The 22,424-nt window shown below is 63.7% G+C and carries 18 protein-coding genes; 12 read left to right on the forward strand and 6 right to left on the reverse strand.

Annotated elements, in window-relative coordinates; translation table 11 throughout:
- Positions 1-60 precede the first annotated feature (60 nt).
- The 3 genes from L4X63_RS10765 to L4X63_RS10775 are packed head-to-tail and all read left to right on the forward strand — an operon-like array spanning position 61 to position 2,390.
- Positions 61-837: an electron transfer flavoprotein subunit beta/FixA family protein gene (locus tag L4X63_RS10765; protein WP_250678628.1), complete on the forward strand. Its 777-nt coding sequence runs from the start codon at positions 61-63 to the stop codon at positions 835-837.
- A gap of 21 nt (positions 838-858) precedes the next feature.
- Complete coding sequence (locus L4X63_RS10770; RefSeq protein ID WP_250678629.1) at positions 859-1,770, forward strand: electron transfer flavoprotein subunit alpha/FixB family protein; 912 nt, start codon at positions 859-861, stop codon at positions 1,768-1,770.
- 56 nt (positions 1,771-1,826) lie between these two features.
- Entirely contained in the window at positions 1,827-2,390 is a 564-nt protein-coding gene (locus L4X63_RS10775) for a L,D-transpeptidase (protein WP_250678630.1), read from the forward strand.
- Between the two features lie 96 nt (positions 2,391-2,486).
- Here L4X63_RS10775 and cysN read toward each other — a convergent pair whose 3' ends face one another.
- The 5 genes from cysN to ligA all read right to left on the reverse strand — a co-directional run bounded on the left by cysN (position 2,487) and on the right by ligA (position 9,193).
- Positions 2,487-4,157, reverse strand: coding sequence for a sulfate adenylyltransferase subunit CysN (gene cysN / locus L4X63_RS10780; protein WP_250678631.1), 1,671 nt, complete (start codon positions 4,155-4,157; stop codon positions 2,487-2,489).
- Positions 4,157-5,191: a sulfate adenylyltransferase subunit CysD gene (cysD, locus tag L4X63_RS10785; RefSeq protein ID WP_350339183.1), complete on the reverse strand. Its 1,035-nt coding sequence runs from the start codon at positions 5,189-5,191 to the stop codon at positions 4,157-4,159. Before cysD ends, cysN begins: the two co-directional genes overlap by 1 nt.
- Positions 5,146-5,847 carry a phosphoadenylyl-sulfate reductase gene (locus L4X63_RS10790; protein WP_250678633.1) on the reverse strand — a complete coding sequence of 234 codons (702 nt, stop codon included), beginning with the start codon at positions 5,845-5,847 and terminating at the stop codon, positions 5,146-5,148. The genes cysD and L4X63_RS10790 overlap by 46 nt, the downstream gene beginning before the upstream one ends.
- Positions 5,848-6,369: 522 nt before the next feature.
- On the reverse strand, positions 6,370-7,122 hold the full coding sequence (locus L4X63_RS10795; RefSeq protein ID WP_250678634.1) for an SDR family NAD(P)-dependent oxidoreductase: 753 nt from the start codon (positions 7,120-7,122) through the stop codon (positions 6,370-6,372).
- A 64-nt stretch (positions 7,123-7,186) separates the two neighbouring features.
- Positions 7,187-9,193: an NAD-dependent DNA ligase LigA gene (ligA, locus tag L4X63_RS10800; RefSeq protein WP_250678635.1), complete on the reverse strand. Its 2,007-nt coding sequence runs from the start codon at positions 9,191-9,193 to the stop codon at positions 7,187-7,189.
- 271 nt (positions 9,194-9,464) lie between these two features.
- Here ligA and L4X63_RS10805 point away from each other — a divergent pair, with 271 nt between their 5' ends.
- Positions 9,465-11,501, forward strand: a complete 2,037-nt coding sequence (locus L4X63_RS10805; protein WP_250678636.1) for an ATP-dependent helicase — start codon at positions 9,465-9,467, stop codon at positions 11,499-11,501.
- Positions 11,502-11,503: 2 nt separating this feature from the next.
- Here the strand turns inward: L4X63_RS10805 and L4X63_RS10810 are convergent, their stop codons facing one another.
- Entirely contained in the window at positions 11,504-12,076 is a 573-nt protein-coding gene (locus L4X63_RS10810) for a peroxiredoxin (protein ID WP_250678789.1), read from the reverse strand.
- Between the two features lie 178 nt (positions 12,077-12,254).
- On the opposite strand from L4X63_RS10810, the gene L4X63_RS10815 reads away from it, so the two are divergent.
- From L4X63_RS10815 to L4X63_RS10850, 8 genes are all read left to right on the forward strand, one after another.
- Positions 12,255-12,773: a peptidylprolyl isomerase gene (locus tag L4X63_RS10815; protein ID WP_250678637.1), complete on the forward strand. Its 519-nt coding sequence runs from the start codon at positions 12,255-12,257 to the stop codon at positions 12,771-12,773.
- A 185-nt stretch (positions 12,774-12,958) separates the two neighbouring features.
- Positions 12,959-14,128 carry a methionine adenosyltransferase gene (gene metK / locus L4X63_RS10820; protein ID WP_250678638.1) on the forward strand — a complete coding sequence of 390 codons (1,170 nt, stop codon included), beginning with the start codon at positions 12,959-12,961 and terminating at the stop codon, positions 14,126-14,128.
- A 185-nt stretch (positions 14,129-14,313) separates the two neighbouring features.
- Entirely contained in the window at positions 14,314-14,673 is a 360-nt protein-coding gene (locus L4X63_RS10825) for a hypothetical protein (protein WP_250678639.1), read from the forward strand.
- A gap of 264 nt (positions 14,674-14,937) precedes the next feature.
- Positions 14,938-18,306, forward strand: a complete 3,369-nt coding sequence (locus tag L4X63_RS10830) for a response regulator (protein WP_250678640.1) — start codon at positions 14,938-14,940, stop codon at positions 18,304-18,306.
- A gap of 10 nt (positions 18,307-18,316) precedes the next feature.
- Positions 18,317-19,150: a CheR family methyltransferase gene (locus L4X63_RS10835; RefSeq protein ID WP_250678641.1), complete on the forward strand. Its 834-nt coding sequence runs from the start codon at positions 18,317-18,319 to the stop codon at positions 19,148-19,150.
- Positions 19,143-19,733: a chemotaxis protein CheB gene (locus tag L4X63_RS10840; RefSeq protein ID WP_250678642.1), complete on the forward strand. Its 591-nt coding sequence runs from the start codon at positions 19,143-19,145 to the stop codon at positions 19,731-19,733. The genes L4X63_RS10835 and L4X63_RS10840 overlap by 8 nt, the downstream gene beginning before the upstream one ends.
- Before the next feature lie 171 nt (positions 19,734-19,904).
- On the forward strand, positions 19,905-20,936 hold the full coding sequence (locus L4X63_RS10845) for an ATP-binding protein (protein ID WP_250678643.1): 1,032 nt from the start codon (positions 19,905-19,907) through the stop codon (positions 20,934-20,936).
- 8 nt (positions 20,937-20,944) lie between these two features.
- Positions 20,945-22,060 carry a phosphotransacetylase family protein gene (locus tag L4X63_RS10850; RefSeq protein ID WP_250678644.1) on the forward strand — a complete coding sequence of 372 codons (1,116 nt, stop codon included), beginning with the start codon at positions 20,945-20,947 and terminating at the stop codon, positions 22,058-22,060.
- The last annotated feature ends 364 nt before the right edge of the window (positions 22,061-22,424 follow it).

Below are 22,424 nucleotides of genomic sequence, written 5' to 3' on the forward strand. Positions count from 1 at the left end.
AACGGGCCCCAAGGCTTTCCGGCCGCAAGGGGACCGGGCACTACAGGCCCAGGAGGCGGTATGAAAATTCTCGTATGCATCAAGCAGGTGCCGGATATGGAGTCCCGCTTCAAGCCGGACAGTGCCGGGACGTGGTTCTCCGAGACGGACCTTGCCTTCCGCATGAACGAGTACGACGAGTTCGCGGTGGAACAGGCGGTGCGGCTGAAGGAGCAGTTGGGTAACGGCCCGGAACTGACCGTGCTCTCGATGGGGCCGGACCGGGTGCTCGAGGCGGTCAAGAAGGCGCTCGCCATGGGGTGCGACCGGGGCGTCCAGATCCAGGATCCCGCCGCCCACCTGAAGGATCCCTGGCAGAAAGCCTCGGCTATCGCGGCCTACGCCAAAAACGAGGGGTACGACCTGGTCTTCACCGGATTCCAATCCCAGGACCGCGGCTCGTGCCAGGTGGGGGTGATGCTGGCCGAACTGCTCGGCTTTGCCTGCGCTACCACCATCGTCGGCTTCGAATTCGCGGACGGCGCCGTCACCGTGAAGCGGGAGCTGGAGGGAGGGGTGAAGGGGGTGGTTCAGCTGAAAACCCCGGCCCTGGTAACCTGCCAGCTGGGGCTCAACACCCCCCGCTATCCGACCCTTCCCAACATCATGAAGGCGAAGAAAAAGGAGATCCTCGTGCTGCCGGTGGGCGACCTGCTTCACGAGGAAGCCAAGGCCGTGACCACCTCGTTCCATGCCCCCGCCAAGAAAGGGGGAGGGATCGTGCTGGAAGGGGAGGTGGGCGATCAGGCGGACAGGCTGATCCAGATACTGAAGGAAAAGACCGGCGTGCTGCGCTAGGCACCGGCCCGGGGGGACTTCATGAAAGCGTTGCTGATAGGTGAAAGCAGGGACGGCTCGTTCCTCGAGTATGGATACGAATTGGTGGGATTTGCCGAGCGGATCGGGGCGGAAACGGCGATGGTAATGGTGGGGCAGGAGAAAAGCCTCCCCGGCTACGGCGGGAAACTGTACCTCGCCGACGCCGCAACCTACGGCGAGTACAATCCCGACCTGCACAAGAAGCTGATCCTGGCGGCGGTGGAGCGGGAAAAGCCCGACCTCGTCGTCTTCTCGCACTCCTCCTACGGGTGGGATCTCGCCCCGCGGGTGGCCGCCGGCCTTAAGGCGGCGCAGCTCTCGGAGGTGATCGGCACCACGGGAGACGGCTACGAGCTTCCCTCCTGCAGCCAGAAGATGCGCCGCAGCGTCAAACCCGCCACCCCGGTCGTGGTGCTGACCCTTCAGTTGGGCGCCTTCCCGGCGGTGACCGGGGGAGGAACGCCACAGGTCGAGCGGGTGGAAACGGAAGGGAGCGGCAAGGTCATCTTCGTCCGTTACGAGGCTGCCGAGGCCAAAGGGATCGATTTAGCCAAGGCGGAGGTGATCGTCAGCGCCGGCCGCGGCATCGGCAAGGCGGACAACGTGCCGGTGATCGCCGCGCTGGCCAAGGCGCTGGGGGGGCAGCTCGGTGCCAGCCGTCCGGTGGTCGACAGCGGGTGGGTGGAGCACAGCCACCAGGTCGGCACCACCGGCCAGACGGTGAGCCCGAAGCTGTACGTCGCCTGCGGGATCAGCGGCGCGATCCAGCACCTGGCCGGGATGAAGAAGTCCGGTTTCATCGTGGCCATCAACAAGGACAAGGATGCCCCCATCGGCGAGGTGGCCGACGTCTTGGTGGTGGCGGACGTCATGCAGTTCGTTCCGGCGCTCACGGCGAAGCTCGCGAAGTAAGCCTTCCCTCACCCCCCGCCCCCTTGCCGGGGCGAGGGGTGAGAAGGAGTACTACCATGTGCTGGCGATGGCTTTTGCTGGCAGTCCTCATCATCTTCCTTCCGGTCCTTCCCGAACCGCTCGCCCAACCCGTCCCCGCAGAAGATCAAGCCGTACCGAGCCCCCGGCAGTCGTACTACATCGAGATCAGCATCAGCGGAAACTGGCTGAAACTCTATGAGAAAACCCCGGATGGCGAACTGGATCTGGTGGCGCAGTACCCGGTCGGGACCGCGGTCCGCGGCCTCGCGACCTATCCCACCGGGCTCGGCAAAATTACCGGCATCTATTTCGATCCGTGGTGGCATCCGACCCCGTACTCCCGGCAGGTTTTCCGGGGGAGAGGAATCATCCTCCCTTCCGCCGTGCCGCCGGGGGACCCCCTGAACTACATGGGGCCGTTCAAGATCGCGCTCTCCCACCGCACCTGGAAAGGGGCCATCTACCGGATCCACGGCAACAACAACCCCAAACGGGTCGGCCGGCGGGTGACCGGCGGCTGCTTCGTGATGAACAACGACCAGGGGCTTGCGCTCGCGCACCGGATCAAGGTGGGGACCGAGGTGAACATACTGCCCTAGGCGGGAGTGGATGATGGGAAAGAGATAAAGGAAAGGGACTGGCTCCGTGAGGTGCCAGTCCCTTTTTTACGTCAGTCCCTTTTTAACGTTGAGGAATCAGATCCCCGTTCCGTCGTCGCCGTAGCCTCTGGGCGGTTCGGTGCCCCTTTTGAAAACCAGCACGCCGATCCCTTCGGCAGTACGGTCGAACTCGAAGGCCCAGTGGTTCTCGTAGGCCACCAGTGCCACGGCATTCAGCTGCACAAGCTCCCTCAAGCGGAACAGCAACCGGTTCCCCTTCTCCAGGTACTCGATGAGCCGGGGCGAGACGTCCAGGCCGAAGGCCCCCCATTCCTTGGTCAGATCGACCGCATTCAGGTTGGTTGCCGTCAGCCCGCCCAGGCTGATGCGCCGGACCGGCTGGCTCTCGGCCCCGGTGGTGGAGGTCTCCACCTCGGCCAGCCCGCACGGGCAGTGATCGATCGGGGCGGCCTCGATGACCATCCCGGCCGCCACCGTCGCGTTGGTGAAGCGGTCGATGAGGATGAAGCTCCCGGTGTCGCGGTTGTCGCGGTAGGGATCGAACGGTACCGGGCGGTCGAGCTCCAGCCGCACCAGGCCGATCTCGTTCAGCTTCAGGTTGGCAACCTGCTTCTGATCGAGTGTGTTCACATCGACCGCGTAGTGGACGGCGGTGACGCGTCCGGGAGTGACGCCGGTGGCGGTCTTCACGAGGTAGAGCTGGCCCGGTTGCAGGGGCTCGTCGTGGAGCCAGACCAGCTGCGCCTCCGGATGCCTGGTGTACAGCGGCGGCGCTTCTTCGGTGGTCAGCATGTCGCCGCGGCTGATGTCGATCTCGTCCGCCAGGGTGAGGGTGATCGCCTGGCCCGCCACCGCCTCTTCGAGGTCGCCGTTCATGGTGACGATCCTCGAGACCTTGCTGATGAGCCCCGAGGAGGCCACCCGCACCTCGTCGCCCGGCCGGACGGTACCGGCGGCCACGGTCCCGCAGAATCCCCGGAAGTCCAGGTTGGGGCGGTTAACCAACTGGACGGGAAGACGGAACGGCTGCCGGTCCCGGTCGTCCTCCAGCTGCACGGTCTCCAGGTAATGCATCAGGGTGGGGCCGTCGTACCACGGGGTATGGGCGCTCCGCTCGATGATGTTGTCGCCGTTGAGGGCCGAGATCGGCAGCGCGGTGATCGACGAGAAGCCGAGCGGCTTGGCGAACTCCCGGTAATCCTCCACGATCTCGGCATACTTGCCCGCGTCGTAACCGATCAGGTCCATCTTGTTGATGGCCAGCACGATGTGACGGATCCCGACCAGGGAGACCAGGAAGCTGTGACGCCGGGTCTGGGTGAGGAGCCCCTTGCGGGCGTCCACGAGGATGACCGCCACCTTGGCGGTCGAGGCTCCGGTGACCATGTTGCGGGTGTACTGCTCGTGCCCCGGGGTGTCGGCCACGATGAACTTCCTGCGGTCGGTGGAGAAGAAGCGGTAGGCGACGTCGATGGTGATCCCCTGTTCGCGCTCCGCCTGGAGCCCGTCCAGAAGGAGGGCGTAGTCGATCGCGCCCCCCTGGGTGCCGACCTTCTTGCTGTCCGCTTCCAGTGCCGCCAACTGGTCCTCGAACACCATCTTCGAGTCCCACAAAAGCCTGCCGATCAGGGTGCTTTTGCCGTCGTCCACGCTGCCGCAGGTAATGAAGCGCAAGAGCGACTTCTCTTCCTGGCTTTTGAGATAGGCAAGGATATCTTTCCCGATAAGTTCCGATTGATGTGCCATTAGAAGTACCCTTCCTGTTTCTTCTTCTCCATCGATCCCGCCTGGTCGTGGTCGATCAGGCGCCCCTGGCGCTCTGATGTCCTGGTGAGGAGCATCTCCTGGATGATGTCCGGCAAGGTGTCCGCCTCGGACTCGACTGCCCCGGTCAGGGGATAGCACCCCAGCGTGCGGAAGCGGACCGACTTGTGCTCGATCTTCTCCCCCGGCTTCAGTTCCAGCCGGTCGTCATCCACCATGATCAGCATGCCGTCGCGCTCCACCACCGGCCGCACCTTCGAATAGTAGAGGGGGACGATGGGGATACTCTCCAGGTGTATGTACTGCCAGATGTCGAGCTCGGTCCAGTTGGAGAGCGGGAAGACCCGGATGCTTTCCCCCGGCTTGATGCGGGTGTTGTACAGGCTCCAGAGTTCCGGGCGCTGGTTCTTCGGGTCCCAGCGGTGGTTGGCGCTCCGGAAGGAGAAGATCCTCTCCTTGGCCCGGGACTTCTCCTCGTCGCGGCGCGCCCCGCCGAAGGCCGCGTCGAACTTGTACTTGTCGAGCGCCTGCTTGAGACCCTCGGTTTTCATGATGTCGGTGTAGAGTGCAGAGCCGTGGGTGAACGGGGAGACCTTCTTCTTCACCCCCTCCTCGTTGATGTGGACGAGGAGCTCCATCCCCGATTCCTTGGCCATCCGGTCCCGGAAGGCGATCATCTCGCGGAACTTCCAGGTGGTGTCGACGTGCAGAAGCGGAAAGGGGGGCGGGGCAGGGTAGAAGGCCTTGCGGGCCAGGTGCAGCATGACCGCCGAGTCTTTCCCGATCGAGTAGAGCATGACCGGGTTTTCGAACTCGGCCACCACCTCGCGGATGATGTGGATACTCTCGGCTTCCAGCTGCTGAAGATGCGTCAGATTGCTTTTCATTTTTGCGTTCTCGTCTTTTGAAGTTGATTGCTGAAAGGGAGGTGAGGGGGAGGCCGGTTGGGAGCGGTCAGTGCCGGTATCGGCTAGCGGTGCAGACCGCACTCCTTGTGCTCCGGATTCTCCCACCACCAGCGTCCCGCCCTCGGGTGTTCTCCTTCGGCGATGGCCCGGGTACAGGGAGCGCAGCCGATGGAGGGATAGCCCTGGGCATGGAGTTTGTTGACCGGGAGCCGGTTCTTTTTGGCGTACTCCCACACCTCGGTTTCGGTCCAGTTGGCGAGCGGATTGACTTTGACGATGCCCCCATGCAGGAGATCGGTCTCGATGGCCGGTAGCTCGGTCCGGGTGGTGCTCTGCTCCCGGCGCATCCCGGTCACCCATCCCTTGAGCCCGGCCAGGGCGCGCCCGAGCGGCTCGACCTTCCGGATCCGGCAGCATTCGTGGCGGTTTTCCAGGGATTCACGGAAAGAGTAGGGGCCCTTGGCTTTCAGCAGCGCCTCCACGTCGTCATGGCGCGGGAAGAACCAGTCGATGCCGATGCCGTAGCGTCCCGTGATCCCTTCGGCCACCAGGTAGGTCTCCTCGTTGAGCCGACCGGTGTCGAGGGCGAAGATGCCGATGGGGAGTTTGTGCTGGTGGATCTGATCGATGATCACCAGGTCTTCCACCGAGAACGAGCAGGCGAGCTGGATGGGGCCGTTGGCGGCCTCGATCCCTTGTTCGAGGATCTCTTTCACGCTCCTTTGATCGGGAAGCTGCGGGGTGGCAACTGCTGCGGTGCTCATGTGAATCCCTCCGGAAGGTGGGGCGCCGTCATCGGCGCGGGAATTGAAATCGATGCAGATTCTGTACTGCAAAGGTCAGCTATCTGACGTGATCGGACTTTACGAAAATAAAGTTAAACTGTCAAGAAATAAAATTACATACCCGAGCCAGCGTTGCGACAATGATTAAAATCCCCGTCCGGCATAGAATTTTTGACCTTAGCGCGCTGCCCGCTATTCCTCCGCACGCCGCGCGGGCCCAGGGTGCCGGCCTTCCGGCTATGGGTATGGTGAGTGCTGCCTGGATAAATGAATGGTGGAGCAGGCGGGCCGGCGATAAGGGCGTTATCCGGGAAGCCTGCCACGCGGTTCCCCCCTTTGCGAAGGGGGGACAGGGGGGATTTGCCTTATTCTGGACGGCTGATGGAGGTGGAAACTTCCCCCACCCCCTGGCCCCCTCCCTCAGGGGGAGGGGGGACCGGATCTGTCCGGATCTCGTTGCCGGAAGAGGGGAGGGGGAGAAGAAAGAATGGGAGGGGAATCTTAGAGGTGGATGCCGCCGGAGAACTCGATGCGCTGGCCGTTGAGCCAGCGGCAGTCGTCGGAGAGGATGGCAGCCACGGCGCCGCCGATGTCGTCGGGAAGGCCGACCCGCCCGAGCGACGTCTGGGAGGCGATGGTGGCGTTGACCTCGGGATTGTCCCGGACGGTGCCGCCGCCGAAGTCGGTCGCGATGGCGCCGGGGGCCAGCACGTTGACGGCAATCTTGCGGGGGGCGAGCTCGAGCGCCAGGTAGCGGGTGAGCACCTCCACCCCTCCCTTCATCGACGCGTAGGCCGAGTAGCCGGGGAGCGAGAAGCGGGCGAGCCCCGAGGAGATGTTGAGGATCCGGCCGCCGTCGTTCATGAGCGGAAGGAGCCGCTGGGTCAGGAAGAAGGTCCCCTTGAAATGGATGTTCATCAGGCGGTCGAACTGCTCTTCGGTGACGTCGGTGAAGGGGGTCCAGGTGCCGATCCCCGCGTTGTTCACCAGGTAGTCGAAGCGCTCAAGCTGCCAGGTGTCGGTGAGGGCCTTCCTGACCCCGTCGCCGAAAGCGGCAAAGGTGCTCGAATCGGAAACGTCGAGTTGCAGCGCCACTGCCTTGCGGCCCGCCCTCTCGATCTGGGCGACCGTGTCGTCTGCCTCGGCGCGGTTGGTGTGGTAGGTAAGGATGATGTCATGCCCCTTGGCGGCCAAGTGAACGCACATGCTCTTGCCGAGCCCGCGGCTGCCGCCGGTTACCAGCGCGATAGTCATGCTCTTTCTCCTTTTGGTGGATTTCGCTTCAGAGACCAAATTCTACCCTGCTTTCGGAAGATGGCTATTTCATCAGTTCCAGGAATTCTTCCTCGTCGAGCACCGTCACCCCCAACTGCCGGGCCTTTTCCAGTTTGCTCCCCGCATCGGCTCCCGCCACCACGTAATCGGTCTTCTTGGAGACCGAGCCTGCCGCGTGCCCTCCCTCCTGTTCGGCCATCTTCTTGGCCTCGTCGCGCGTGAAGCGGGTGAGGGCGCCGGTGAAGACGAAGGTCTTCCCGGTAAAGCGGCCCCCCACGCGTTTCTCCTCGGCCTTCGGGTTGACTCCGGCCGCGGAGAGCTTGGCGATGATCTCGCGGTTCTCTTCGTTTCTGAAGAAGTCGACGATGCTATCCGCCACCTGCGGGCCGACCTCGCGCACGGAGGTGAGCTCCTCCACCGTCGCGTTGGAGAGGTGCTCCAGGCTCCCGAAAGCGGAGGCCAAGAGCTTCGCCGTATGCTCGCCGACATGCCGGATCCCGAGGGCGAAGATGAGGCGGGAAAGATCGCGGCTTTTGCTGTTGGCGATGGCGGTACGGAGATTTTCGGCGAGCTTCGTTCCCATCCGCTCGAACTTCATGAAGTCCTCTTCCGCGAGCGTATAGAGATCGGCCACGTCCTCGATCAGCTTCAGGTCGAGGAGCTGTTCGATGTACTTCTCACCCAGCCCGTCGATGTCCATCCCGTGGCGGGAGGCGAAGTGCTTCACCCTTTCGAGGAGCTGCGCGGGGCAGGCGAGACCGACGCAGCGGACGGCCACCTCCCCCTCGATCCGCACCACCTCGCCGCCGCAGACCGGGCAGGTCAACGGGATCGGGAGCATGGTCTCGTTACCCTGGCGCTTCTCGGTCAGCACCTTGACGACCGCCGGGATCACGTCTCCGGCCCGCTCGACCACGACCGTGTCTCCCTTGCGGATGTCCTTACGCTCCATCTCCTCCCAGTTGTGGAGAGTGGCGCGGGATACCATGACCCCGGAGACCTCGACCCGGCGCAGGTGGGCCACCGGGGTGATGACCCCGGTCCTCCCGACCTGCGGAACGATGTCCTCGATGACGGTGGTCGCCTGGCGCGGCGGGAATTTCCAGGCGATCGCCCAGCGCGGGGAACGGCTCTTCTCGCCGAGCTCCCGCTGCAGGGCGAACTGGTCGACCTTCACCACCACGCCGTCGATCTCGTACGGGAGGTCGTCGCGCTCTTCCATCATCTGGCGGTAGTAGGAGAGCACCTCCTCGATGCCGTTGACCAGCCGGATCCTCTCGTTGACCGGCAGGCCCAGTTTGGGAATGGATCCGAGGAAATGGCTCTGGGAGTCGAACTCGATCCCCTCGCACAACCCGACGGCGTAGCAGAAGATGCTCAACGGCCTCTTGGCGGTGATCTTGGAGTCGAGCTGACGCAGCGACCCCGCCGCGGCGTTGCGGGGATTGGCGAAGGCCGGCTCGCCTGCCTCTTCCCGTTCCTGGTTGAACTTCTGGAAGGGGGCCAGCGGGAGGTAGACCTCCCCCCGCACGGTGAGAAGGGCCGGCGGCTCGGCGGTCTTGAGCCGGAGCGGGATCGCCCTGATGGTCTTCAGGTTTTCGGTGACATCCTCGCCGGTCACCCCGTCGCCGCGGGTCGAGCCGATGGCGAGGAGGCCGTTCTCGTAGACCAGCTCCACCGCGACCCCGTCCATCTTCGGTTCGCAGACGTAGGCCACCGTGGTCGAGGAGGAGAGCCCGAGGAAGCGTTTGACGCGGTCGTCGAAGTCGGTGAGATCCTTGTCGGTGAAGCCGTTCTCCAAGGAGAGCATCGGGGTGCTGTGGCGGACCTGGGCGAACTTCTCCAGCGCCCGGCCACCCACCCGGCGGGTCGGGGAGTCGGGAAGGGCCAGGCCGGGGAAATCGGTCTCCAGTTGCTGGAGCTCGCGGAAGAGGGCATCGTATTCGGCGTCGGTGATCTCCGGCATGTCCTTTTCGTAGTAGAGCCGGTTGTGGTGCTCGATCTCTTGGGAGAGCTCCTTGATCCGGTGGGCTGCGGCGGTGGCGTCCATATGGGATAAACTCCTTCGGTGGTATGTGCTGTCGGGGGACGAGCGCCTTCGAGGCTGTCGTAAAGCAGGTTTATAGCACAGGGCGGGGGCAATTGAAATATGGTGGCATGGTAATCGCCTCCTTGCCTTGGCCGGGAGCTTTTGGTTAGAATGTGCGATCCTGCCGTATCCCTCTCCCCCGGAGGGCGGGGAATAGGGGGGACGCGAGGCCCGCTTCACCAGGAGGGGCGGCCTTCGCCGGAAGATTTTTCTCAGGCTTTAGAGGTGATAGATGCTGGACCTTTCCCGATTAAATCCCGAACAGCTCGCCGCGGTGAAGCATACCGAGGGGGCGCTCCTCGTGCTGGCAGGCGCCGGCTCCGGGAAGACCGGGGTCATCACCTACCGTATCGCGCACCTGATCCTCAACAAGAAGGTGCCGTCCGATCAGATCCTGGCGGTGACCTTCACCAACAAGGCCGCCAAGGAGATGAAGGAGCGGGTGGAAGCGCTGGTGGGGCGCAAGGAGTCCAAGGGGGTGGTGCTTTCCACCTTCCACTCGCTGGGCGTGCGCGTGTTGAAGCGCGACATCGAGAGGCTCGGCTACAAGAAGAACTTTTCCATCTACTCGACCGCCGACCAGGTGGGGCTCGTGCGCCAGATCGTGCGCGAGCTGAACACCGACGGCCGCAAGTACGACGCCGAAAGCATCATCTGGCGCATCTCGGGGGCCAAGAACAAGCTGATCCCCCCCGACCGCTATATCCCGAGCCCGCTGGACGACGTCGACATGATGGCCGCCCTGGTCTATCCCCGCTACCAGTCCGCCCTGAAGGCCTTCAACGCCATCGACTTCGACGACATCATCATGCTGACCGCCGACCTCCTCGAAAACCACCCGCCGGTCCTTAAGCACTGGCAGGAGCGCTTCAGCCACATCATGGTCGACGAGTACCAGGACACCAACTCCTCCCAGTACCTGCTGGTGAACCTCCTCGCCAAGGGGTGCGGAAACCTCTGCGTGGTGGGGGACGACGACCAGTCGATCTACGGCTGGCGCGGCGCCGACGTCGGGAACATCCTCGACTTCGAGAAGGATTTCAAGGGGTGCCGCACCATCAAGCTGGAGCAGAACTACCGCTCGACCGGCAACATCCTGGAGGCGGCCAACAGCGTCATCCGCAACAACAAGGTCAGAAAAGAGAAAAAGCTCTGGACCGCCGCCGGCGACGGCCCCCCGATCGACCTCTGCATCGTGCAGGACGACGAAGAGGAGGCGACCAGCGTGGTGGAGCGGATCCAGCTCGAGCGGTTCAAGAACGACCTCTCCTACTCCGACTTCGCCATCCTCTACCGGACCAACGCGCAAAGCCGCGCCTTCGAGGAGCAGCTCCGCTTCGAGGACATCCCCTACGTGCTGGTCGGCGGCACCCAGTTCTTCGAAAGGAAAGAGGTCAAGGACTCCATCTCCTACCTGAAGGTGATCGCCAACCCGCTGGACGAGGTGGCCCTTTTAAGGATCGTCAACTTCCCCCGCCGGGGGATCGGCGACTCCACCGTGATCCGGATCAACCAGTGGTCGATCGAAAAGGAGTGCCCGCTCTTCGAGGCCTTCGCACGGGTGGGGGAGGTCGAGGGGATCGCCGAGAACATCAAGGAGAAGGTGCTGGCCTTCCACCAGACGCTGGTGGATGCGGCGGTGGCTTTCAAGGAGGAGGGGGGGCTCGCCGAGAAGGGGAAGGCCCTTTTCGAGCGGCTCAAGATCGAAGACGAGATCTTCCGGACCATCGACGACGCCAAGGCCGCCCGCCGGAAGGTGGAGAACGTCGAGCAGATCATCAACTCGATGGCCTCCTACGAGGAACGGGTGCCGCTCCCGACCCTGGGGGGATTCATGGAAAAAGTCTCGCTGATGGACGAGGACCGCTTCTCCGGCAAGGACAAGAAGGACCACGGGCTGGATGCCGTGACCCTGATGTCGCTTCACTCCAGCAAGGGGCTCGAATTCCCCTTCGTTTTCCTGGTCGGGATGGAGGACGAGATCCTGCCGCACAAACGGGCGATTTACGAGGATTTCACGGTCGACGAGGAGAGGAGGCTTTGCTACGTGGGGATCACCCGGGCGCGCAAGCAGCTGGTCATGACCCGCACCCTGTACCGGAAGAAGTACGGCAAGCTCCAGGAGAGGATCCCCTCCCGTTTCCTGGAGGAGCTCCCCGCCTCGGTCTTGAACGTGCAGCAAAGCGGTGTGGTGAAGGAGGCCTCCCCGGACGAGGAGGCCAAGAGTGCCGAAGGATTCTTCGCCAAGATGCGCGCGATGATGGGATAGGGTTACGGCTTCTTGATGGTCTTCTCACCCGGTTTCCACCCCAGCGGACAGAGGGAGCCGGTCTGCAACGCCTGCAGGACCCGCAGGGTCTCCTCGATGCTTCTCCCGACGTCCATGTTCTGCACCAGCTGGTACTGGAGGACCCCCTCCGGGTCGATGATGTAGAGCCCCCGCAGCGCCACCCCTTCATTCTCGTCGAGACAGCCGTAGGCCTGGGCGGTTTCCCTCTTCACATCGGAGAGCAGCGGGAAGTTGAGAATGCCGAGGTCGCCGCGCTGGGCCCAGGCGAGGTGGGTGTACTTGGTATCGATGGAAGCCCCCAGGATCTCGGCGTTGAGCTTTTTGAATTCGCCCACCGCCTGGTTGAACCCGCGGATCTCGGTCGGGCAGACCACGGTGAAGTCCATCGGATAGAAGAAGAGGACCAGCCACTTCCCGCGGTAGTCGTCGATGGAGAGTTTCTTGAACTCCTTGCCCGGCTCGGTGCTCACCAGGGCGTCGAGGGCGAAGTAGGGGGCCCGCTCGCCCACCTTGGCGAACCTGTTCTGCGACTCGGCGCGGGCGGAAGCGGTCATGAAAACGGTGAAACTGAGTAAGGCCACGAGGGCCAGCTTCGGCAATCTCATCGGTAACTCCTGGCGGTAGCGGTTGACATCGTTGGAAAATTTGATTCACCTCGCTGGCGAGGTATGATAATGAAGATTCTAAATGGTAATTCCAATGAATCAACTAAGGTAGAAAAAGGAGCGAATAATGACTGAAGAGAAGAACCCGCAGGTCCTCATGGAAACCTCGATGGGGAACATCACCATAGAGCTTTTCAAGGACAAGGCCCCCATCTCCACCCGCAACTTCCTTTCCTACGTCAAGGATCAGTACTACGACGGCCTGGTCTTCCACCGCGTCATCAAGGACTTCATGATCCAGGGGGGCGGTCTCGACGCCGATCTTCAGCCGAAGAAGACCAAGTTCGCCATCAAGAACGAGGCGATGAACGGCCTCAAGAACATGCGCGGCACCCTCGCCATGGCCCGCACCAACATGGTCGACAGCGCCACCTCCCAGTTCTTCATCAACGTGGTCGATAACGCCTTCCTCGACAACAGCGGCAAGACCCCGGACCGTTTCGGCTACGCCGTTTTCGGCCAGGTGGTGGAGGGGATGGAGATCGTCGACCAGATCCGCGCCGTCAAGACCGGCAACAAGGGCGGCCACCAGGACGTCCCGGTGGAGCCGGTGACCATCAAATCCATCCGTCTCATCGAAGAGTAAATCCGGCACCGGCGGGGCTCCTCCCGGGGCCCCGCCGTTTCCTTCCCGGCTGATCCCGTCCCGGGTTTTTCCTCACGCAACGTCCTGATTGGACCCATTTAATTATTGACAAAGATGGGGAAGCTCTATATAGTCCCAAGCTTCGTATAAAACCGCTGGAGATATTTGTAAGGGGGTTTCACCACATGGAAATGAAGGACTTTATCTTCACCTCCGAGTCGGTTTCCGAGGGCCATCCCGACAAGGTCGCGGACCAGGTTTCGGACGCCATCCTCGACGCCATCCTGACCCAGGATCCCACGTCCCGTGTTGCCTGCGAGACCCTGGTCACCACCGGCATGGCCGTAATTGCCGGCGAGATCACCACCCAGGCCATCGTCGACTATCCCAAGATCGTCCGCGAGACCATCCGCGAGATCGGCTATAACGACTCCGCCATGGGCTTCGATTGGGAAACCTGTGCCATCCTGACTTCCATCGACAAACAGTCCCCCGATATCGCCCAGGGCGTCACCGAGGGCGAGGGGATGTTCAAGGAGCAGGGGGCCGGCGACCAGGGGCTCATGTTCGGCTTCGCCTGCAACGAGACTCCCGAGCTGATGCCGATGTCGATCCTGCTGGCCCACAAGCTGGTGTCCCGCCTGGCCGACGTCAGGAAGAACGGCACCCTGGACTTCCTCCGTCCGGACTCCAAGTCCCAGGTCTCCATCCAATACATCGACGACAAGCCGGTTCACGTCGACACCGTCGTCATCTCCTCGCAGCACACCCCCGAGGTCTCCTACGAGGCCATCAAGGAAGGGATCATCGAGGAGGTCATCAAGAAGATCATCCCGGCTAACCTGCTCGACGCCAAGACCCGCTTCCTGATCAACCCGACCGGGCGCTTCGTCATCGGCGGGCCGATGGGCGACTGCGGTCTTACCGGCCGCAAGATCATCGTCGACAGCTACGGCGGGCACGGCGCCCACGGCGGCGGCGCCTTCTCCGGCAAGGACCCCTCCAAGGTCGACCGCTCCGCCGCCTACATGGGGCGCTACGTGGCGAAGAACCTGGTCGCTTCCGGCGTCTGCGAAAAGTGCGAGGTCCAGGTCGCCTACGCCATCGGCGTCGCCGAGCCGGTCTCGGTCATGGTCGACTGCAACGGCACCGGCAAGATCTCTTCCAAGCGGATCGCCGAGATCGTGCGCGAAGTCTTCGACCTCCGCCCGCGCGCCATCATCGAGCAGCTCGACCTGCTCCGTCCGATCTACAAGAAGACCGCAGCCTACGGCCACTTCGGCCGCGAGCTCCCCGAGTTCACCTGGGAGCGGACCGACAAGGCTGCCATCATCAGGGAGAAGGCGGGGATCTAAGCATCCTCACCCTGCAAAAGCCCAAAAGGGCCGTCCGGAGATTCCGGGCGGCCCTTTTTCTGTCTCAGGGGAAACTTTGGGTGCGGTTGTGCGGTTGCCAAAGGGAAGCGGTGGACTAGAATTTGAAAATGTTAATAACTCTCCGCCGTGTCCGTGCAGCCAACATCAAAGCAAAGGAGGCAGTCATGAAGCGTATCGTCGCGTTTTGTACCCTGCTGGCCGTAGCCCTCACCGTGGTAGCCTTGCCGCCGACGGCCCAAGGGGGCACGAAGAAGGAAGGAGAGGTGGTCATGAGGGTCGGCAGCAAGGTCCACCTCTTCCACAGCGGCGGCGACGCCGCGCAGCACGAGATCGCCGAGGGCGAGGTGCTCCCGGTCTACCGCCACACGACCAAGCCCGAACAGGAGAAGAAGGTCGGCGAGGTCAAGGTCCTTCGCTTCGTCGGTCAGCACTACTTCGAAGGGCAGATCACCAAGGGGGAGGTCAAGGTGGGAGATATCGTGAAGAAGGAGAATACCGGGATGCTCGTGCAGCCCCTCGAGTAGCACTCCCCGCCGGTTACTTCCCCAACGCTCCCGGGCCAGCGCCGTCCCGGGAATCCATCTTTCCTCTTTCGCTCCCTACGCTACTCATCGTTTCCCTTCCCTGGCAGTTTCCTTCCGCGCTCTCCCGCTTTGAGCGTCGCCGGCATTTCCTCAATGATTTTTCGTGTATAATAGGGTTCTGTCTGAAAGAAACCGCCGACTGAATCTTCAGGAGTACGGATGCCGGGTCGAACCAGAGCGTGGTTAATCAACATAGGTCTTGCCGTGGCCTTAGGTCTTTTCGCCGGCATCGGCTACCTCTTCTCACTCAGCATGGGAGGGCTCCAAGATTCCGACTACTGGGTGACACACACCTACGCGGTCATTGCCGAGGTCAACCAGTTGGGAGCCGCCCTCACCGACGCGGAGACCTCGCAGCGCGGTTACCTCATCACCGGAAACTCCGCCTACCTCGAGCCCTACCGGAAGGCCCTCTCCACCGTCAGGGACAAGCGCTCCCTCCTGAGAACCCTCACCAAGGACAACAGCAACCAGCAGATGCGGCTCGACATGATGGATCCGATGATCGAGCGGAAGGTGGCCCAGCTGGACCAGACCGTGGAGGCGAGGAAGAGCAAGGGGCTTCAGGCGGTGGCACCGATGGTGATGACCCATCTCTCCGACAACCTGATGACCAGCATCCGCGCGATGATCTCCCAGATGGAAGTGGAAGAGGAACAGCTCCTGCGCGAGCGCGCCGCCCGGAAACAGGCGGAGATGCTTAACACCATGCACGTCATGGAGGCCGGGGGACTGGTGGCCACCGTCATCCTGCTGGCGATCTTCGCCCTGATGCGGCGGGAAGTCGTCCAGCGGACCCGGGCGGAAGTGGACCTGCTCGAGCGTAACGCCGAGCTCCAGGAGTCCCAGGAGCGGGTCCGGGCCCAGAACTGGATCAAGAGCGGCCTGAGCGACCTGAGCCGCAGCACCATCGCCGATCGCCCCCTCGGGGAGCTGGTCTCCGCCTCGCTCGCCTTTCTGGCCGATTACCTCAAGGCGGGAGCCGGGGTGCTCCATCTCTACGACGAGGAGAGCCGCACCCTCCGGCCGGCCGCCGGCTACGCCTTCGCCGGCGGATCGCTTCCCGAACGGGAGCTGGAATTGGGAGAAGGGCTGGCCGGTGAGGCGGGGCGCCAGCAGCGGGCCATCTACCGGGACGGGCTTCCCGACGGCTATCTCAAGGTGGAATCGGCTCTCGGCACAGCGGCTCCCCGCGCGCTGGCGGTCCTGCCGCTGGTCCACGACAAGACCCTGGTGGGGGTGATCGAACTCGCCACCCTGCACGAATTCACCCTCCGCGAGCGGGAGTTCCTGGAGCAGGCGAGCGAGCTTCTGGCCATCGCCATCTCCGGCCGCCAGGCCCGCCACCTCATCGACGAGCTCCTCGCCCAAAGCCGCTCCCAGGAGGAGGAACTCAGGGTCCAGCAGGAGGAGCTCCAGCAAATCAACGAAGAGCTGGAGGAGCGCGCCCAGCTGCTCGAGCAGCAGCGGGAGGAGATCCAGGCCAAGAACCGCCTGATGCAGGAAAAGACCCGGGAGCTCGCCAAAAAGGCGCAGGAGATCGAGCAGGTCTCCAGCTACAAGTCCGAGTTCCTCGCCAACATGTCCCACGAGCTCAGGACCCCGCTGAACAGCCTGATGATCCTCTCCGGGAGTCTGCGGGATAACAAGGAGGGGAACCTGACCGCCCGGCAGGTGGAGTACGCCTCCACCATCCAGGCCGCCGGGACCGAGCTCCTCAACCTGATCAACGACATCCTCGACCTCTCCAAGATCGAGTCGGGACGTCTCGAGTTCCTTTACGGACCGTCGCGCCCCGCCGAGCTCTGCGGCCAGCTCGCCGCCGCCTTTGGTCCCGTGGCCGAGCAGAAAGGGCTCGTCTTCGGCATTACCGTGGAAGAGGGGGTCCCCGCCGAGCTGACGCTGGACAGCCAGCGTACCCTCCAGGTCTTGAAGAACCTGCTCTCCAACGCGATCAAGTTCACCCGCGAGGGGGCGGTCCGGCTCCGGACCTACCTCCCCGGCCCCGATAGCCCGCTCGCCACCCCGTCGGTCGCCTTCGAGGTGACCGACACCGGGGTCGGGGTGCCGGCCGCCAAGCACGAGCTGATCTTCCAGGCCTTCCAGCAGGCGGACGGCTCCACCAGCCGCCAGTTCGGCGGCACCGGGCTCGGGCTTTCCATCTCCCGGCAGCTCGCCCGCGGGATGGGGGGAGAGGTCCTGGTGGCCAGCGGGGACGGGAAGGGGAGCGTCTTCACCCTCTACCTTCCCCTCGCTCCCCCCGCCGCCGCGGCAACCCCGGCTGCGCCCGGGGCGCCGGACGGTCAGGGCCGGCATCCCGGAAACATAGAGGAGCCGCCCCTTCCTCTCGCGGCTCCCCCGGTCCCCGACGACCGCGAGCGGCTGAACGGGGGGGACCGCACCATCCTTATCGTGGAGGACGATCCCATCTTCGCGAGGCTTCTGGCCGACCGGGTCCGGGAGCGGGGATTCGCCGCCCTGGTCTCCGCCGACGGCGATTCCGCGCTGACGCTCGCCAGGCGTTACCGTCCGAGCGCCATCCTCCTCGACGTCATGCTCCCCGGTACCGACGGCTGGGGGGTGATGCAGCGGATCACCGAGGACCCGGAGATCCGGCACATCCCGGTCCACTTCCTGAGCTGCCTCGAGGAGCGGCAAAAGGCCCTGGCCATGGGGGCCATCGGCTTCGTCACCAAGCCGGTGACCAGCGAGCAGCTCGACCAGGTGCTGGGTGCCGTCGAGGAGGCGGTGGACCGGACGGTGGGGAAGCTCCTGATCGTGGAGGACAACGAGCGGGAAGCCGCCGCCCTGGTGGCCCTTCTCGAGCAGCGGGACGTCGCCATCACGGTGGCCGACTCCGGCGCCCGGGCCATCGGGCTCCTCACCGCCGAACCGTTCGACTGCGTGGTGCTGGACCTGGGCCTGGCCGACATGTCCGGCTTCGACCTCCTCGAGCATATCCGCACCATGGAGGAGAGCCGCCGGGTCCCGGTCATCATCCACACCGGCCAGGAACTGAGCCGCGAGGATGCCCACCGGCTCCAGCAGTACGCGGAGAGCATCATCATCAAGGGGGCCAAGAGCCCGGAGCGCCTGCTGAACGAGGTGACCCTCTTTTTGCACGTGATGGAGAGCCGCCTCCCCCCCGACAAGCAGAGGATGATCCGCACCGCCCTCGACAACGAAAGCCTGCTGGTCGGGAAGAAGGTGCTCCTGGCGGACGACGACATGCGCAACGTCTTCTCGCTCTCGAGCGTCCTCACCGAGCGGGGGATGCGGGTGGTGGAGGCCGAAAACGGCAGGGTGGCGCTCGAGCGGCTCGAGGAGAACACCGACGTCAACGTGGTGCTCATGGACATCATGATGCCGGAGATGGACGGCTACGAGGCAATCCGCCGTATCCGCCAGGACCCGCGCTTCGGACGGCTCCCGATCATCGCGCTGACCGCCAAGGCGATGAAGGGGGACCGGGAGGCCTGCCTGAAGGCGGGGGCGAGCGACTACATCACCAAGCCGGTCGACCTCGACCGCCTGCTGTCCCTTTTGAGGGTCTGGCTCTACAACCATGGGTGAATGGGATCCGATGGCGAAAGAACGCGACGATCTGACCGGCATCGAGATTGAGCTCCTCCTTGAGGGGGTCGCCCGGGTCTACGGCTACGATTTCACCGGCTATGCCGAGGCCTCGCTCAGGCGGCGGATGCTCCAGTGGCTCGCCAACTCCCCTTTCAGCTCCTTCGCCGAGGCGCAGTCGCGGCTATTGCGGGAGCCCCCTCTCTTCGAGGAGCTTTTGCGGGGGCTCACCGTCAACGTTTCCGAGATGTTTCGCGACCCCTGGGTCTTTCGCGCCATCCGGGAACTGGTGGTCCCTCACCTGAAGACCTACCCCTTCGTGAAGGTCTGGGTCGCGGGGTGCTCCACCGGGGAGGAGGCGTACTCGCTCGCCATCCTGCTCAGGGAGGAGGGGCTCGCCGGGCATTACCGGATCTACGCCACCGACTTGAATCCCTACGTGCTGGAGAAGGCCAAAGAGGGGGTACTTCCGCTGCGGGAGATGAGGCGCTACACCGGCAACTACCAAAAGAGCGGCGGCAGGAGCTCCTTTTCCGACTACTACACGGCGGGCTACGACCGGGCGCTGCTCGATCCCTCGCTCCGGGAGGAGATCGTCTTCGCCTCCCACAACCTCGGGGTCGACGCCGCCTTCGGGGAGATGCAGCTGGTCCTTTGCCGCAACGTCCTGATCTACTTCAAGCAGCAGCTCAAGGGGCGGGTGCTCACGCTTTTGGACTCCTGCGTGCCGCCGGGGGGCTTTCTCTGCCTGGGGACCAAGGAGACCCTGGACGGCTATCCCCAGGGACCGCACTACCAGGAGGTCGAGCCGCAGACGCGGATCTACAGGAAACGGTATGACTGACCGCCCCTTTCGTTACCGCGCAGTGGCGATCGGGATCTCCACCGGCGGGGTGGCGACCCTGAAGCCTCTCCTTGGCGCGCTTCCGGCCGACTTCCGGCTTCCGATCCTCGTGGTGCAGCACGTAAGCCCCGACAGCGGGGGGCGGCTCGCACTCCTGCTGGACCGGATCTGCGCCCTGCACGTGAAGGAGGCGGATGAGCATGATAGCCCGGGGGGCGGCACGGTCTACCTGGCCCCCCCCAACTACCACCTCCTGGTGGAGCCCGACCGGCGGCTCGGTTTTTCCACCGATCCCCCGGTCAACTTCGCGCGCCCCTCGGTCGACGTCCTCTTCGAGACCGCCGCCGACGCCTACGGGGGGGAACTGGTCGGGGTGGTGCTGACCGGGGCAGGCGAGGACGGGGCGCGGGGGCTCCGGCGGATAAAAGACAAGGGGGGGCTCGCGGTGATCCAGGACCCGGCCGACGCGGTGGCGCGGGCCATGCCGCAGGCCGCCCTGATGGCGGTCAAGCCCGACCACCTGGTCACCCTGGCCGCTCTTCCCCAGCTTTTGATAAAACTTTCGGAGGCCAAGCGATCATGAACGCAAACGAGACGGTCCCGGTTCTCATCGTGGACGACCGGCCGGACAACCTGATTTCACTGGAGGCGCTCCTGAAGGACATGGGGCTCGACCTGGTCAAGGCCAACTCCGGGAACGAAGCGCTCCGGCAAACCCTGTACCACGACTTCGCCCTGGTCCTTGGACGTGCAGATGCCGGAGATGGACGGCTTCGAGACCGCCGAGCTCATGCGCAGCAATCCCCGCACGAGGCAGCTTCCCATCATCTTCGTCACCGCCGGGATGAAGGAGGACCGGCACCTCTTCAAGGGGTACCAGCTGGGCGGGGTCGACTACCTCATGAAGCCGATCGAGCCGGCCATCCTGAGGGGGAAGGTCCAGGTCTTCTGCGACCTCTACCGCCAAAGGCTCGAGCTCACCCGGGTGCAAAACGAGCTCGCCCAGCAGAACGCGCGGCTCAGGGAGACCTACCGCGAGCTCGAGCGGGAGACCGAAAAGCGGCTGAAGACCGCCGAGGAGCTCCGCCAGAAAGACCAGATGATGATCCAGCAAAGCCGGCTGGCCGCCATGGGGGAGATGCTCAACAACATCGCCCACCAGTGGCGCCAGCCGTTGAACGTCCTGGGACTCAAGGTGCAGGAGATCGGGCTCGGCTTCGAGCACGGCATCTGCACCAAGGAGTTCGTGGACGGCAACATCGCCAAATGCATGGAGGTGGTCCGTCACCTCTCCCAGACCATCGACGACTTCCGGGACTTCTCCTCCCCTGACCGCGAGAAGACGGTCTTCGACGTGGGGGAGGCGGCGGCCCGCACCCTGTCGCTGGTGGAGGAAAGCTTCCGCTACCGCGGGATCGAGGTCCGGCTCTCCATCGACGGGAAGCCGAGCATCACGGGGTATCCCAACGAGTACCGGCAGGTGCTCCTGAACGTACTGATGAACGCCAAGGACGCCTTCGGCGACCAGCCCGCGGCCGGGGCGGCCATCGAGGTGAAGATATTCACGGAAAACGGCCGCTCGGTGGTTACCGTCACCGACAATGCAGGCGGCATCCCGGACGGGATCATCGGCAAGGTGTTCGACGCCTATTTCACCACCAAGGAGCTTGGCAAGGGGACCGGTATCGGGCTCTTCATCGCCAAGAACATCATCGAGAAGGGGATGGGGGGGACCCTCACGGCGGCCAACGTCGAGGGGGGGGCGCAGTTCAGGATCGAAGTGTGAGGTAGCAGATGGCGAGAAAGATTTTCATCGCGGCGACCGGGCAGAACGTAGGGAAGACCACTACCAGCCTGTCGCTGTTGCACCTGGCGCGCAACAGATATGCCCGCATCGGCTTCATCAAGCCGATGGGGCCCAAGCCGGCCCTCTACCAAGGGCACTGGTACGACAAGGACGCCGTGCTGATGGCGCGGGTCTTCGGGCTCACGCGGCTACTCCCCTTCATGTCCCCGGTCGTGGTACACCCCGGCACCACCCGCAAGGTGGTGGACGGCGAGATTTCCGTGGAGGGGCTCGCCGAAGACATCCAGGCCGCGCTTTGCGAGCTGGAGAAGCGATGCGACTTTATCGTCATCGAGGGGTCGGGGCATCCTGGCGTCGGCTCCATCATGAAGCTCTCCAATGCCCGCATCGCGCGGCTGGTGGATGCGCCGGTGGTGATGGTGACCGGCGGGGGGCTCGGCAACGTGGTGGACAACGTGCATATGAACCTGGCGCTCTTTCGCCAGGAAGAGGTAGCCGTCAAGGCGGTGTTGATTAACAAGATCCGGGCGGACAAGCGGGAGAGCGCCCTGGACTACCTGAAAAGAGCCTTCGCCGGCGAGGAGTTCGGGGTGATGGGGGGCTTCGACTACCAGCCGACCCTGGCCAACCCGACCCTGAGGAGGATTTCCCACCTGCTGGATCTCCCCCTGCATGGCAACCGCCGCGATGCCGGGAGGATCATCCACCATGTCCAGATCGGGGCCGCCTCCACCCAGCGGGTCACCGAGCTTTTGAAGGACTCCTCGCTTTTGATCGTCACCTCCAGCCGCGACGAACTGCTGGTGACTCTGGCGAACCTTTACCAGATGAAGGAGTTCAGGGAGAAGATCGTGGGGCTCATCGTCCCCGGGATTGCCCCCATGAGCGAGATCACCGAGCGCATCCTCGACGCGAGCCGCATCCCCTACCTGAGGACCCAGACCCACACCACCACCGAACTGCACAACATGATCAGCGAAGACGTCTCCAAGATTACCGCCGAGGATACCGAGAAGCTGGCCTTGATCAGGACGCTGGCCGACGGGGGGCTCGACTTCGACGAACTGGAGCGCCTTTGTTTCGCTATTCCAGCACCCGCCTGAGCTCGTCTCCCAGCCTCTTTTCACACCTTTCTCCTTCAAAGCGAATTGCGTAACAGCCGTCTGCGGCCTCCGGTGGCCGGCTGACAGGTCGGACAGGTCAGACAGGTCAGACAGGTCAGACAGGTCAGACAGGTCAGACAGGTCAGACAGGTCAGACAGGTCAGACAGGTCAGACAGGTCAGACAGGTCAGACAGGTCAGACAGGTCAGACAGGTCAGACAGGTCAGACAGGTCAGACAGGTCAGACAGGTCAGACAGGCCAGACAGGCCAGACAGGCCAGACAGGCCAGACAGGCCAGACAGGCCAGACAGGCCAGACAGGCCAGACAGGCCTTTTGCGGGAGGTTGTGGAGGCTGCCGAAGA

Origin of the sequence: Geomonas sp. Red32 (assembly GCF_023652955.1) — a bacterium.
In the GTDB taxonomy this organism is placed as follows: domain Bacteria; phylum Desulfobacterota; class Desulfuromonadia; order Geobacterales; family Geobacteraceae; genus Geomonas.

Excerpts from the sequence above, each read along its gene's own strand:
- L4X63_RS10790 (WP_250678633.1), bottom strand. The coding sequence starts at position 5,847 with ATGAGCACCGCAGCAGTTGCCACCCCGCAGCTTCCCGATCAAAGGAGC.
- L4X63_RS10835 (WP_250678641.1), top strand. The coding sequence starts at position 18,317 with ATGGCGAAAGAACGCGACGATCTGACCGGCATCGAGATTGAGCTCCTC.
- metK (WP_250678638.1), top strand. The coding sequence starts at position 12,959 with ATGGAAATGAAGGACTTTATCTTCACCTCCGAGTCGGTTTCCGAGGGC.
- L4X63_RS10850 (WP_250678644.1), top strand. The coding sequence starts at position 20,945 with ATGGCGAGAAAGATTTTCATCGCGGCGACCGGGCAGAACGTAGGGAAG.
- L4X63_RS10765 (WP_250678628.1), top strand. The coding sequence starts at position 61 with ATGAAAATTCTCGTATGCATCAAGCAGGTGCCGGATATGGAGTCCCGC.
- ligA (WP_250678635.1), bottom strand. The coding sequence starts at position 9,193 with ATGGACGCCACCGCCGCAGCCCACCGGATCAAGGAGCTCTCCCAAGAG.
- L4X63_RS10770 (WP_250678629.1), top strand. The coding sequence starts at position 859 with ATGAAAGCGTTGCTGATAGGTGAAAGCAGGGACGGCTCGTTCCTCGAG.
- L4X63_RS10825 (WP_250678639.1), top strand. The coding sequence starts at position 14,314 with ATGAAGCGTATCGTCGCGTTTTGTACCCTGCTGGCCGTAGCCCTCACC.
- L4X63_RS10795 (WP_250678634.1), bottom strand. The coding sequence starts at position 7,122 with ATGACTATCGCGCTGGTAACCGGCGGCAGCCGCGGGCTCGGCAAGAGC.
- L4X63_RS10840 (WP_250678642.1), top strand. The coding sequence starts at position 19,143 with ATGACTGACCGCCCCTTTCGTTACCGCGCAGTGGCGATCGGGATCTCC.
- L4X63_RS10775 (WP_250678630.1), top strand. The coding sequence starts at position 1,827 with ATGTGCTGGCGATGGCTTTTGCTGGCAGTCCTCATCATCTTCCTTCCG.
- L4X63_RS10815 (WP_250678637.1), top strand. The coding sequence starts at position 12,255 with ATGACTGAAGAGAAGAACCCGCAGGTCCTCATGGAAACCTCGATGGGG.
- L4X63_RS10845 (WP_250678643.1), top strand. The coding sequence starts at position 19,905 with ATGCCGGAGATGGACGGCTTCGAGACCGCCGAGCTCATGCGCAGCAAT.
- cysN (WP_250678631.1), bottom strand. The coding sequence starts at position 4,157 with ATGGCACATCAATCGGAACTTATCGGGAAAGATATCCTTGCCTATCTC.
- L4X63_RS10805 (WP_250678636.1), top strand. The coding sequence starts at position 9,465 with ATGCTGGACCTTTCCCGATTAAATCCCGAACAGCTCGCCGCGGTGAAG.
- L4X63_RS10810 (WP_250678789.1), bottom strand. The coding sequence starts at position 12,076 with ATGACCGCTTCCGCCCGCGCCGAGTCGCAGAACAGGTTCGCCAAGGTG.